This window comes from Streptomyces sp. NPDC104831, assembly GCF_055583025.1.
This window is the reverse complement of record NZ_JBVJOT010000017.1, coordinates 1-11,844: the sequence shown is the minus strand read 5'-3', so window position 1 is coordinate 11,844 and position 11,844 is coordinate 1. Positions and strand designations below refer to the sequence as shown.

The 11,844-nt window shown below is 74.0% G+C and carries 12 protein-coding genes and 1 pseudogene; all 13 read right to left on the bottom strand.

All coding sequences use genetic code 11. The annotated features are described in order from the left end of the window. Positions 1-71: 71 nt before the first annotated feature. A pseudogene (locus ACZ63H_RS14190) lies at positions 72-717 on the bottom strand (glycosyltransferase family 87 protein); the annotation flags it as partial. Beyond that, the gene (mptB, locus tag ACZ63H_RS14185) at positions 714-2,126 is read right to left on the bottom strand and encodes a polyprenol phosphomannose-dependent alpha 1,6 mannosyltransferase MptB (protein WP_469864682.1); all 1,413 of its coding nucleotides are present in this window, start codon (positions 2,124-2,126) and stop codon (positions 714-716) included. The pseudogene ACZ63H_RS14190 and the gene mptB, both read right to left, overlap by 4 nt. A 294-nt stretch (positions 2,127-2,420) precedes the next feature. Next, entirely contained in the window at positions 2,421-3,359 is a 939-nt protein-coding gene (locus tag ACZ63H_RS14180; RefSeq protein ID WP_469864680.1) for a glutaminase, read from the bottom strand. A 50-nt stretch (positions 3,360-3,409) separates the two neighbouring features. After that, positions 3,410-4,711, bottom strand: a complete 1,302-nt coding sequence (locus ACZ63H_RS14175; RefSeq protein WP_469864679.1) for an aspartate ammonia-lyase — start codon at positions 4,709-4,711, stop codon at positions 3,410-3,412. Positions 4,712-4,788: 77 nt separating this feature from the next. After that, positions 4,789-5,799, bottom strand: a complete 1,011-nt coding sequence (locus ACZ63H_RS14170) for an asparaginase (protein WP_469864896.1) — start codon at positions 5,797-5,799, stop codon at positions 4,789-4,791. A gap of 41 nt (positions 5,800-5,840) precedes the next feature. After that, positions 5,841-7,280 (bottom strand): amino acid permease, encoded by a 1,440-nt coding sequence (locus ACZ63H_RS14165; RefSeq protein ID WP_469864677.1) that lies wholly within the window; start codon positions 7,278-7,280, stop codon positions 5,841-5,843. After that, positions 7,277-8,011, bottom strand: a complete 735-nt coding sequence (locus ACZ63H_RS14160) for a FadR/GntR family transcriptional regulator (protein ID WP_469864675.1) — start codon at positions 8,009-8,011, stop codon at positions 7,277-7,279. Before ACZ63H_RS14160 ends, ACZ63H_RS14165 begins: the two co-directional genes overlap by 4 nt. 118 nt (positions 8,012-8,129) lie before the next feature. Beyond that, positions 8,130-8,966: an undecaprenyl-diphosphate phosphatase gene (locus ACZ63H_RS14155; protein ID WP_469864673.1), complete on the bottom strand. Its 837-nt coding sequence runs from the start codon at positions 8,964-8,966 to the stop codon at positions 8,130-8,132. Positions 8,967-9,042: 76 nt separating this feature from the next. Next, the gene (crcB, locus tag ACZ63H_RS14150) at positions 9,043-9,417 is read right to left on the bottom strand and encodes a fluoride efflux transporter CrcB (RefSeq protein WP_359046945.1); all 375 of its coding nucleotides are present in this window, start codon (positions 9,415-9,417) and stop codon (positions 9,043-9,045) included. Continuing rightward, entirely contained in the window at positions 9,414-9,794 is a 381-nt protein-coding gene (locus tag ACZ63H_RS14145; RefSeq protein ID WP_469864671.1) for a DUF190 domain-containing protein, read from the bottom strand. The genes crcB (ACZ63H_RS14150) and ACZ63H_RS14145 overlap by 4 nt, the downstream gene beginning before the upstream one ends. After that, the gene (crcB, locus tag ACZ63H_RS14140; RefSeq protein WP_469864669.1) at positions 9,791-10,252 is read right to left on the bottom strand and encodes a fluoride efflux transporter CrcB; all 462 of its coding nucleotides are present in this window, start codon (positions 10,250-10,252) and stop codon (positions 9,791-9,793) included. Before crcB (ACZ63H_RS14140) ends, ACZ63H_RS14145 begins: the two co-directional genes overlap by 4 nt. 69 nt (positions 10,253-10,321) lie before the next feature. Beyond that, positions 10,322-11,281, bottom strand: a complete 960-nt coding sequence (locus tag ACZ63H_RS14135; protein ID WP_469864894.1) for an SMP-30/gluconolactonase/LRE family protein — start codon at positions 11,279-11,281, stop codon at positions 10,322-10,324. 50 nt (positions 11,282-11,331) lie between these two features. Next, entirely contained in the window at positions 11,332-11,631 is a 300-nt protein-coding gene (locus ACZ63H_RS14130; protein WP_469864668.1) for a helix-turn-helix domain-containing protein, read from the bottom strand. Positions 11,632-11,844 lie beyond the last annotated feature (213 nt).

Here is an 11,844-nt window from a genome sequence, read left to right as displayed (position 1 = left end):
GCTTCCCCCCATCTCTTCGTTCTAGGAGGGGGGGAAGGTCGCGGGGGGGGGGAGGGCCCCCACCCTCTTATCGACCGTCCCCCCGCCCCCCGTGGTCCCCCCCCCCCGGCGGCGCCCGGCGAGCAGCAGCAGGCCGATGAACAGGACGGGCGTGAGCTTCACCGCGGCGGCCAGCCCCGTCCCGGCGCCCGCCCAGCGGCCCCGGCCGGTCGACAGGAACAGGCAGTCGGTGAGGACGAGGGCCAGCAGCACCAGGTTCACCTGGCCGAAGCTGAAAGTGTCCCGCAGCGGCTCGAACAGGGCGAGCAGGCACAGGCACAGCGCCCACCGGTACCGGCCGAGGCGTCGCCGGTCCGGCCCGGCCAGGACGCCCAGCACCACCGCGAGCGCGGCCAGGTTCACCAGCAGGGAGGCGGCGATCGCCGCGGTCCGGCCGAGCAGGGCCAGCGGCAGCATGGCGACGGCGGCGAACGGCGGGTAGGTGAAGCCGTACCCCGTGCCCGGCACCCGGTAGTCGTAGATCCGGCCGCCGTGGTGCGCCCAGGTGTGCACGGTGCCGTAGTAGACCCGCAGGTCGAAGAAGTCGCGCAGCAGCGGCACGGTCGCGGTGAACGCGGCGACGGCGGCCGCGAGGAACGCGACGAGCAGGAGCCGGCCCCGGCGCGTGCGCGGTCCCGGTCCCCGTTCCGTTCCCCGGGTCCGCCCCGGCACCGTCATGCCGGCCGTCCCGGGAGGGGGGTCCGCCCCACCAGGCGGGCCTGCCACAGGACGACCACGCCGAGGGCCGCGCCGCAGACGGCCGGCACCAGCTGCCCCGGGCCGGCGGGGCCGCCGCCGGGCAGCACGGCGAGGGCGAGCACCCCCGCCAGGGCGGCCACCCGGTGCCGTACCAGGGTGCTGGGCGCGGCGGCGGCGATGAGGAACAGGCCCCACAGCACGTACCAGGGGCGGAGCGCCGGGCCGAGGACCGCGACCGCGAGCAGGCTCAGGCCGAGCGCGTACACCGGCCGGGGGCGCAGCCGGAACCAGATCAGCGGCACGGCCACGGCGGTGGCCGCGAGTCCGAGCAGTTGCCAGGCGGGGAGGGCCAGCGGGGCCAGGCCGCTGCCGAGGCGGGCGAGCAGGGCGCCGGTCGCCCGGCCGAGCAGGCTGGTCGGCGCCCAGGTGTGCGGGGAGACCGGTGTGCCCAGGGCGCCGATCCAGCCGTAGCCGGTGCCGGCCGCGGCCGTGGCGGCGACCGTGGTCGCGGCGGAGGCCGCCGCCGTGGTCAGGGCGGCCGGCAGCGGGCGTCCCCCGGAGCGCACCCGCAGCGCGAAGACGACCGGCAGGCCGAGCGCCGCCGGTGCCTTGACCAGGGCGGCGAGGGTCACGAGGACGGCACCGGCGGCGCCCGCGGCGGGCCTTCGGCCGCGCGCGGCGACCAGGCCGAGGCCGAGCAGACCGAGCATGAGGGCGTCGTTGTGGGCGCCCGCGACCAGGTGCAGGGGCACCAGCGGATTGAGGGCGCCCAGCCAGAGCGCGGCGGCCGGGTCGGCGCCGCTGTGCCGGGCGAGCCGGGGCAGCGCCACCGCCATGAGGGCCACGCCGGTCAGGGCGACCAGGCGCATGCCGAGCAGGCCGGCCGGGATCCCGCCGTGGGTCAGCCCGGACAGCGCGGAGGCCACGGCGAGGAAGGCGGGGCCGTAGGGGGCGGCGGTGTGCCGCCACATCGGGGCGACCTCGTCGGCGAGCGGGCCGCCGAGGCGGTCGGGGCCGTGGGCGTAGACGTCCAGGTGGGCGTCGGCCATGGCGCCCTGCGCGAGGTAGCTGTAGACGTCCCGGCTGAACAGCGGGGGCGCGAGCAGCAGTGGGGCCGCCCACAGGGCCAGGACGAGCAGCAGGGCGCGCGGGGTCGGCGGGCGCGGGCCGCGTACCAGGCGGCCGAGGAGCGCCCAGGCCGCGATCAGCAGGACGATTCCGCAGTACACCCCGGCCAGGCCGAGCACCGCGTGTACCGAGGCGGGCGCCCACAGCCGGCGGACGGGCAGGGCGCCGGCCGTCTCGCCGCCGAGCGCGAGGAGGGCGGCGCCGGCCAGCCCCAGGGCCTGGCAGCGGCGGAGGTCGACGGGGAATGCCTTGGACAGCACCGGGGCAGCGTGGCAACGCCGGGTGGCGAGGGAGCGACGCCGGTCCTTCGGGGCGGGAGCGGGTGTGTGACCGGCAGGGGGCGGGCGGACCGGCGGCCGGCCGGGGGCGGGTCGGCGCTGGAGGCCGGGTGCCGGCGGGTGCGCGTGGTGGGTGGTGGGGCGCGGGTGCACGGAGCGCGGGGCCATGTGCCCACCCCGTTCGGCGGGCCCGGTACGCGGGGCCGGGCATCCGGCCGCGACGCGGGCGCGCGGCCGGGCCGGCACGCGTTCCCGGTCCGGCGCGCGCCTCCCGGTTCAGAACACCGACAGGCCCGTGAGGGTGGTGAAGCGGTCCAGGGCCGCGACCCCGGCGACCGAGTTGCCGCGCTCGTCCAGGCCCGGGCTCCAGACGCACAGCGTGCACCGGCCCGGTACGACGGCGATGATCCCGCCGCCGACGCCGCTCTTGCCGGGCAGGCCCACCCGGTAGGCGAAGTCGCCCGCCGCGTCGTAGGTGCCGCAGGTCAGCATGATCGCGTTGACCTGCTTGGCCTGGCTGCGGCTGAGCAGCCGGCTGCCGTCGGCGCGGATGCCGTGCCGGGCGAGGAAGCCGGTGGCCAGTGCCAGGTCGGCGCAGGAGGCGGCGATGGAGCACTGCCGGAAGTACTGGTCGAGCAGGACCGGCACGTCGTTGTCGATGTTGCCGTAGGACGCCATGAAGTGGGCGAGGGCGGCGTTGCGGTCGCCGTGCGCGGTCTCGGAGGCGGCGACCTCGGTGTCGAAGCCGAGCGCGGGGTTGCCGCTCTCGGCGCGCAGGAAGGCGAGCAGTTCGCCGGCGGCGTCGCCGGTACGGGTCTGCAGGCGGTCGGTGACGACGAGGGCGCCCGCGTTGATGAAGGGATTGCGCGGGATGCCGTTCTCGTACTCGAGCTGGACCAGGGAGTTGAACGGGTTGCCGGAGGGTTCGCGGCCCACGTGCTCCCAGAGCTCGTCGCCCTCCCGGGCGAGGTCCAGGGCGAGCGTGAACACCTTGGTGATCGACTGCGCGGAGAACGGCTGCCGCCAGTCCCCCACCCCGTACACCGTGCCGTCCGGCTCGGCGACGGCCATGCCGAAGCTGCGCGGGTCGCAGGCCGCGAGGGCCGGTATGTAGTCGGCGGGACGGCCGCGCCCGGGCGTGTGGCTGATCTCCTCGGCGATGCGCTCCAGGACCGGCAGGAAGGTGGCGGACGACGTCGTTGTCATGATCACCATTGTGCCTCCCGGCCGGTCCGCGGGCCTCGTCGTGGTGGCCTAGTCGCAGGTCAGGCGGCCGGTGCTCCGCTGCCCGCCACGACCTCCGGGCGCAGCAGCTCGGCCAGTCGGCCGGCCGGCAGCAGGCCCTTCTCCAGCACCAGTTCGGCCACGCCGCGGCCGGTGGCGAGGGCCTCCTTGGCGATATCGGTGGCGGCCGTGTAGCCGATGTGCGGGTTGAGCGCGGTGACCAGGCCGATGGAGTTCTCGACGGTCGCGCGCAGCCGCTCGGTGTTGGCGGTGATGCCCTGGACGCAGCGCTCGGCCAGGACGAGGCAGGCGTTGCGCAGGTGGGTGATGGACTCCGACAGGGAGTGCAGGATGATCGGCTCGAAGGCGTTGAGCTGGAGCTGCCCGGCCTCGGCGGCCATGGTGATGGCGACGTCGTTGCCGATCACCTCGAACGCGACCTGGTTGACCACCTCGGGGATGACCGGGTTGACCTTGCCCGGCATGATCGAGGAACCGGCCTGCACCGGCGGCAGGTTGATCTCGCCGAGCCCCGCGCGCGGGCCGGAGGACAGCAGGCGCAGGTCGTTGCAGCTCTTGGAGAGCTTGACCGCGATCCGCTTCAGGACGCCGGACATCTGGACGAAGGCGCCGCAGTCCTGGGTGGCCTCGACCAGGTTGGCGGCCGTGACCAACGGCAGGCCGGTGATGGCGGACAGGTGGCGGCGGGCGGCCTCGGCGTAGCCGGCGGGGGCGTTCAGGCCGGTGCCGATGGCCGTGGCCCCCAGGTTGATCTCATGGATCAGCTCGACGGCCTCGGCGAGACGGCTGCGGTCCTCCTCGATCATGACGGCGAACGCGGAGAACTCCTGGCCGAGCGTTATGGGGACCGCGTCCTGCAACTGTGTACGGCCCATCTTGAGCACGTCGCGGAACTCCACGGCCTTGAGGGCGAAGGCGTCCTGGAGTACGGACATCGCCTTGAGCAGTGCACGGACCGCGAAGACCGTCGCCGTCTTGACGGCTGTCGGGTAGACGTCGTTGGTCGACTGGCCCAGGTTGACGTCCTCGTTGGGGTGCAGATGCGTGTACTGCCCCTTGGCGTGGCCCATCAGCGTCTCGCGGCAGGCGGCGGTGATCGCGGCGGCCTTCGCGGGCGCCAGCAGGCCGAGTTCCTCGTTGGCGAGGGCGGCGGCCTCCTTGACGGCGGCCAGGGCGTCGATCAGGTGCGGGTAGGCGGAGATCGGGGTGCCGGTGATGGGGAAGTTCTCCGTGGCGCGCAGGGTGTGGATGCCCCAGTACGCGTCGGCGGGTACGTCCCGGTCGCCGAGCAGGTCGTGCTCGCTGCGGGTGGCGGCGGTCATGAGGGTGCGGGTCCCTTTCTGGGGTCGGAGGCGGGGGCGGCGCCCCCGCGAAGGGGGCCGCTTGGCGTGCCGGAGCGCTACACGGTGGCCGGAGCCGGGTCCAGCGCCCGCACCGGCCGCACGCTCCCCACCGGCTTCCCGCCGCCGAGCAGCGGCTCCCCGGCGAACTCGGTCAGCAGCCCGGCATCGACGCCCGCGCGCGCGAGCGCGGCCGCGGCGACCGGGATCCGCGCCCGGTTCGCCCCGTCGGCGATCTTCACGGCGACGGCCGTGCCGTCGGGCAGCGCCGCCGCCTGGACGCCCTCGAAGCCGTCCTTGGCGAGCAGTCCGGGCACGGCCCGCATCAGCGCGGCGACGTCCCGGCCGGAGCCGGAGGCCATCTCGGCGTGCCCGCGCATGGCGTCGGCGACCCTGGCCTCGGGGGTGCCCGGGGCGGCGGAGGCGATCCGGGCGAAGGCGCGCGCGAGACCCTGCAGGGAGACGGCGAACAGCGGGGCGCCGCAGCCGTCCACGGTGACCCGGGCGATCCGCTGGCCGGTCAGCTCCTCGACGGTGGCGGCGATCTTCCGCTGGAGCGGGTGCGCCGGGTCCGGGTAGTCGTCCAGGGACCAGCCGTTGATCTTGGCCGTCCACAGCATGGCGGCGTGCTTGCCGGAGCAGTTCTGGGCGAGCCGCGAGGGCATGCGGCCCTCCCGCACCCAGGCGTCCCGGACGACCGGGTCGAACGGCATGTCGGGCACGTTGCGCAGGTCGTCCTCGGCGAGGCCGGCGAGTTCGAGCAGGCGCCGGGTGCCGGCGAGGTGCCGCTCCTCACCGGAGTGGCTGGCCGCGGCCAGTGACAGCAGTTCGCCGTCGAGCGGCAGCCCGGCCCGCAGCATGGCCACGGCCTGGAGGGGCTTGAGGGCCGAGCGCGGGTAGAAGGCCGCCTCGATGTCGCCGAGCCGGAACCGGACCCGGCCGTCGGGGCCGAGGACGACGACGGAGCCGTGGTGGACTCCCTCGACGATCCCACCGCGCACGAGGTGGGCCACGGGGGCGTGAAGGGGTTCGCGGACGAGGGGTGCGTCGGCGGGGGAACTGCTGTACATCTCTGCCTGCATCATGGGGTCGGGGTCGGCCGGTACGCGGGTCACGCGCCGGCGCCGGTGGACGTGCGGGTGACGCGGGGGCGGACGGCGTACCAGCCCGCGACCAGCGCCGCGACGATCAGCGGCAGACAGAGCACGGTGGTGCGTCCGGCGCCGCCGTCGGCGTACATGAGGACCACGACGGAGGCGAGGAACGCCAGCGTCACGAGTTCGGTCCAGGGGGAGCCCGGCAGCCGGTAGGCCGGCCGGGTCAGGTCGCCCGCCCGGGTCTTCCGCCAGAAGAGCAGGTGGCAGACCATGATCATGGCCCAGGTGGCGAGGATGGCGATCGCCGCGAAGTTGAGCACGATCTCGAACGCGTCGGCGGGGACCACGTAGTTCAGGCCGACGCCGAGCACGCACATGCCGCTGGTGAGCAGGATGCCGCCGTACGGTACCTGGCTGCGGCTCATGCGGGCGGTGAACGCCGGGGCGGAGCCGCTCATCGCCATGGAGCGCAGGATGCGGCCGGTGGAGTACAGGCCGGAGTTCAGCGACGACAGGGCCGCGGTGAGGACGACCAGGTTCATCACGCCGCCGGCCGCCGGGACGCCGATGTGCGACAGGACCGTGACGAAGGGGCTCTCGCCGGCGGAGTACTTGTCCCACGGGAGCAGCATCGACAGCAGGACGACCGAGCCGACGTAGAACAGGCCCACCCGCCACATGATCGAGTTGATCGCCTTCGGCATGATCTTCTCGGGGTTCTCGGTCTCGCCGGCGGCGACGCCGACCAGTTCGACGGAGGCGTAGGCGAAGACGACGCCCTGGATGATCAGCAGCATGGGCAGCAGGCCGTGGGGGAAGACGCCGCCGTTGTCCGTGATGAGGGCGGGGCCGGGGTGGTGGCCGTCCACGGGGTGCTGGGTGATCAGCACGTAGACGCCGATGCACATGAACACGACGAGCGCGCCGACCTTGACGATCGCGAACCAGAACTCCAGTTCGCCGAAGAACTTGACCGATATGAGGTTGACGGTCAACACGACCGCGAGGGCGATCAATGCGATCAACCATTGCGGGATGTCGGAGAACATCCCCCAGTAGTGGGTGTAGGTGGCGACGGCCGTGATGTCGGCGATACCGGTCGTCGCCCAGTTGAGGAAGTACATCCAGCCCGCGGTGTAGGCGCCCTTCTCGCCCAGGAACTCCCGGGCGTACGACACGAAGGCACCGGAGGACGGGCGGTAGAGCACGAGTTCGCCGAGGGCGCGCACGACCAGGAAGGCGAAGACGCCACAGACGGCGTACGCCAGGAAGAGGGAGGGCCCGGCGTCGGCGAGCCGGCCGCCCGCGCCGAGGAAGAGGCCGGTGCCGATGGCGCCGCCGATGGCGATCATGTTGACGTGCCGGTGCTTCAGGCCCTTGCTGTAGCCGGCGTCCCCGGCGTCGACATGACCGGACGAGGGGCGCCTGTCGTCTTCCAGGTGCTGTTCGCTCACGCCTCGGTTCCGCCTTCCGTCGGGGGGCCGTCCGCCCGCTGGGGACGCACGATGTCGGTGAGGGTCGTCTCGACGCGGTCCAGATGGTGGCTCATGGCCGCCACCGCGTCGTGCTCGCTGCCGTCGGCCAGGGCCTCGACGATCGCCCGGTGCTCCCGGTTGGACTGCTCGCGGCGCCCGCCCAGCTCGTTGAGGAAGGCCGACTGACGCGCCAGCGCGTCGCGGATCTCCTCGATGACCCGGCGGAACACCGGGTTCTGGGCGGCCTCGGCAACGGCCAGGTGGAAGAGGGTGTCCATCGCGACCCAGGCGGTGGTGTCCGTCTCCCGCTCCATGCGGTCGAGCAGGTGCGCCAGGTGGTCGAGGTTCTCCGGGGTGCGGCGCAGGGCCGCGTAGCCGGCGACGGGGATCTCGATGTGGCGGCGCACCTCCAGCAGATCGCTGGCCGCGTAGTCGCCGAAGGTGGGGTCCTCGACGGTGTTCGCCACCACGAAGGTGCCCTTGCCGGTGCGGGAGACCGTGAGTCCCATGGTCTGCAGCGCGCGCAGCGCCTCGCGGAGCACCGGCCGGGACACCTCCAGGGCGCGGCACAGCTCGGCTTCGGAGGGGAGCTTGTCGCCGATGGCGTACCGGCCGCTCTCGATGGCGCCGCGGAGGTGGTCGAGCACCGCTTCCATGGCGCTGACGCGCCGCGGGACGAGACCACCTGTCTGGCTGTCTGACAGGTTCACGGGAGCGATCCTGCGGGGCGCGGGCGGACCCTGTCAAGACTCCGGGCAAGAAACGATTCACGGGGTGCGGCGCCTGAATACAGGCATCCGCACCCCGTGGGTGATCAGCGGCGTCGGCTCAGCTCGCGAGCGTGCCGGTGCCGAGCAGGCCGAGCAGGAGCACGCCGACGACGATCCGGTAGATCACGAAGGCGTTGAAGGAGTGCTTGGCGACGAACTTCAGGAGCCAGGCGATGGAGGCGTAGGCGACGAGGAACGACACGATCGTGCCGACGGCGAGCGGGGCGGCGCCGACCCCCGCGCCGAGGGCGTCCTTCAGCTCGTACAGGCCGGCGCCGGTCAGGGCGGGGATGCCGAGGAAGAAGGAGAGCCGGGTGGCGGCGACGCGGTCCAGGTCCAGGACGAGCGCGGTGGACATGGTGGCGCCGGAGCGCGAGAAGCCGGGGAAGAGCAGGGCGAGGATCTGCGAGCAGCCGACCCACATCGCGTCCTTGAAGGACGTGTCGTCCTCGCCGCGCTTGTGCCGGCCCATCTGGTCGGCGGCCCACATCACGCCGGAGCCGGCGATGAGCGAGCCGGCGACCACCCACAGGGAGGCGAGCGGGCCGTCGATCAGCGGCTTGGCGGCGAGACCCACCACCACGATCGGGACGGTGGCCGCGATCACCCACCAGGCGAACTTGTAGTCGTGGTGGTAGCGCTCCTCGCGGTCGGTCAGGCCGCGGAACCAGGCGGTGACGATCCGCCGGATGTCCTTGAAGAAGTACACGAGCACGGCGGCGATGGCGCCGACCTGGATGACGGCGGAGAACCCGACGACGGACTTGTCGTCGACGGGGATGTCCATGAGCCCTTCGGCGATCTTGAGGTGACCGGTGGAGGACACCGGGAGGAACTCGGTCACCCCCTCGACTACTCCGAGGACGACGGCCTGACCGACGGAGATGGCGCTCATGGGATCCAGTTCTGGGGAAGAGTTGGTCGACAGTGCTGTAGACAGTACTCACTGTTCCGCGCCGCGCGGCACGCGCCTAGGCCCACAGGAGCCCGGCGAGTGAGACACCGGTGAAGGCCGCGGCGAGCCCCGCCGCCACACTCGCCACGACGTTCCCGGCAGCGTAGAGGCCGGAGCCCGCCTCGGTCAGCCTGAGGGTCTCGTAGGAGAAGGTCGAGTACGTCGTCAGCGCGCCGCACAGCCCGGTGCCCAGCAGAAGCCGCAGGTGGGGGCCTGCGGCCCCGGCGGAGGCGGCGCCCGTGACCAGGCCGAGGACCAGGCAGCCGACGACGTTCACCACGAACGTGCCCCACGGGAAGAGCGAGTCGTGCCGGGCCTGCACGGCGCGGTCGGTGAGATAGCGCAAGGGGGCGCCGACCATGGCGCCCGCGACGACCAGCAGCCAGTTCACAACGACTTCTTACCCTCCGGGTCCGTTTCGTCCGGGCCGTGGGAGGGTTCCGTCCACCGGACGGTCTCGCACGCGTCCAGGGTCACCAGGCGGCCGTCCACCAGTTCGCCGAGGCGGGGCAGGAAGGCCCGGATCCGCTCCTCGGTGTCCACCACGACCACCGCGACCGGCAGGTCCTCGCTCAGGGAGAGCAGGCGGCAGGTGTGGATGCGCGAGGAGGCGCCGTAGCCCTCGATGCCCCGGAAGACGCTGGCGCCGGCGAGTCCGGCGGCGTGCGCGCGGTGCACGATCTCGGCGTAGAGGGGCCGGTGGTGCCAGGTGGCGTTCTCGCCGACGTAGACGGTCAGCCGCAGCGCGCGGCCGGTGCGCGGGATCACCGCCGCCGCCCGGTGAAGACCCGGCGGGCGGCGGCCGAGGCCAGCCACACCGCCGCGAGGGCCGCGCACAGCGTCGCGGCGAGATAGGCGAGGGCCGGGCCGGGGCGGCCGGCTCCGGTCAGCTGGCGGATGTCGACCGCGTAGGTGGAGAAGGTGGTGTAGCCGCCGAGCACGCCGGTGCCGAGGAACGGCCGCAGCAGGCGGTGGGCGGCCCACACGTCGGTGACGAGGACCATGAGGACACCCATGGCGGCACAGCCGGAGACGTTGGTCCAGAAGGTCGCCCAGGGGAAGTGGCCGGGGGGTGCGGGCCAGGCGAGCGTGAGCGCGTAGCGGGCCGTCGCGCCGAGCGCGCCGCCGGCCGCCACGACCGCGACGACGGGCGCCTGCGTACGCCACTCGGACCGCCGGGCTGGTGCGGGGCGGACGCCGCGGGTCTCCGTTTCCGGGGCTGTCATGGGTCGCTTCTCCTCTGCCGGCCCGCGCCCCTTCGGGCGATCAAGGCCGGAACCCAGCGTACCGCCGGGTCAGCGGGCGGCGGGCCGGGCGCAGACCGCGACCCCGGGCGCCAGGAAGCTGCCCAGCACCAGGTGGTCGCCGGTGGCGCAGACGCTGGTGACCATGCGGAAGCCGGACCGGCGGCGGGTGAGGTGGTGGACGACGCGTCCCTCGTCGTCCACGGCGACGACACCGGCGGTCCCGCTCGGGCGGTACGGCAGGTGCACGGCGGCCCGGGCCGCGGCGCGGCGGACGGCCGGCGGGGCGCGGTGCAGCAGGTCCAGCGCGGGGAGGCGGGGACCGGCCAGGGCGACCCAGACGGGGCCGCCGGGGCCCTCGCGCCAGAGGTTGTCCGGCATGCCGGGGAGGTCGGCGAGGGGTTCGGCGTGACCGGCGCGGGGGCCGGTGAGCCGGTAGCGGACCAGGCGGCAGGCGCCGGTCTCGGCGACGATCAGGAAGGAGTGGTCGGCCGCGAGGGCGAGGCCGTTGGCGAACCGCAGCCCCTCCAGCAGGACCTCGGGCTCGCCGCCCTCCGGGGGCAGTCGCAGGAGGCGTCCGGTGCCGGTGTGTTCGACGATGTCGCCGGTCCAGCGCTGGTGCGGGTAGCGGCGGCTGGAGACGGTGAAGTACAGGGTGCCGTCGGGCAGGGCGACGGCGTTGCTGCAGAAGCGGAGCCGCTCCCCCGCCGCCGAGTTCGCGAGGACGCGGACCGTGCCGTCGTCCGGGCGCACGCGCAGCAGGCCGCGTTCGGCGTCGCACACCACCAGCTCGCCGTCCGGGAGGAGCTCCAGGCCGAGGGGCCGGCCGCCGGTGCGGGCCACCACCTCGGTGCGGGCCGTGCGGGGGTCGCCTAGGTGGTGGACGCGCAGGATCCGCCCGTCGGCCACTCCGGTCAGCACGCGCCCGTGCGGATCGGTCACGACGTCCTCGGGGCCGTGCGCGCCCAGGGAGACGTAGTGCAGCGGCACGAGTTCCGCGGGTCCGTCCATGGGCGCCCCCTCCTCGCCGGGCCGCGCGGCCGTCACGGCGTCCACCTGCGTCACCAGCCCTTCTCGAACAGCCTGGCCACCTCGGCGACGCGGATGTCGTCGCGCCGGTAGTGGACGCGGCAGCGGATGCGGCGGGTGCGCAGGAGGCCGAGGCGGGCGAGGAAGTCGAGGTGGGCGCGCGCGGTGCGCGGGGGCAGGCCCAGTTTGGCGGCGACGGCGCGCGCGGTGACGCCGGTCGCGGCGAGGTCGCGGTGGCGTCCGGCGGGGAAGTGGGCCGCCGGGTCCTCGAGCCACTCCAGGACGCTCTGCCGTATCCGGCCCGTGGGAGCCCCCGGGAAAGTCACCGTCATCCGTCCGCCTTCCGTCCCCGGCCTCCTCGTACGCAGTGTTCCCACTGTGGCCGGGGCGACGCCGCCGCGTCCGGGACTCGGCGGCCGTTGTCCGGTACCGGACGGCCGCGGGGGCGGGGGGGGGGGTGGGGTCCCCAGGCCGATGTGGGGGGGGGGGGGCGGGCAGCTGTGGGGGGGGTCTCTCCCTGGGCTTTCCGGTGTCGCTCGACCAAC

What these genes read in the sequence shown, in the direction of transcription:
- ACZ63H_RS14180 (WP_469864680.1), bottom strand. Translation starts at nt 3,359, where the DNA reads ATGGTGATCATGACAACGACGTCGTCCGCCACCTTCCTGCCGGTCCTG.
- ACZ63H_RS14175 (WP_469864679.1), bottom strand. Translation starts at nt 4,711, where the DNA reads ATGACCGCCGCCACCCGCAGCGAGCACGACCTGCTCGGCGACCGGGAC.
- ACZ63H_RS14170 (WP_469864896.1), bottom strand. Translation starts at nt 5,799, where the DNA reads ATGTACAGCAGTTCCCCCGCCGACGCACCCCTCGTCCGCGAACCCCTT.
- ACZ63H_RS14155 (WP_469864673.1), bottom strand. Translation starts at nt 8,966, where the DNA reads ATGAGCGCCATCTCCGTCGGTCAGGCCGTCGTCCTCGGAGTAGTCGAG.
- crcB (WP_469864669.1), bottom strand. Translation starts at nt 10,252, where the DNA reads ATGACAGCCCCGGAAACGGAGACCCGCGGCGTCCGCCCCGCACCAGCC.
- ACZ63H_RS14135 (WP_469864894.1), bottom strand. Translation starts at nt 11,281, where the DNA reads ATGGACGGACCCGCGGAACTCGTGCCGCTGCACTACGTCTCCCTGGGC.
- ACZ63H_RS14130 (WP_469864668.1), bottom strand. Translation starts at nt 11,631, where the DNA reads ATGACGGTGACTTTCCCGGGGGCTCCCACGGGCCGGATACGGCAGAGC.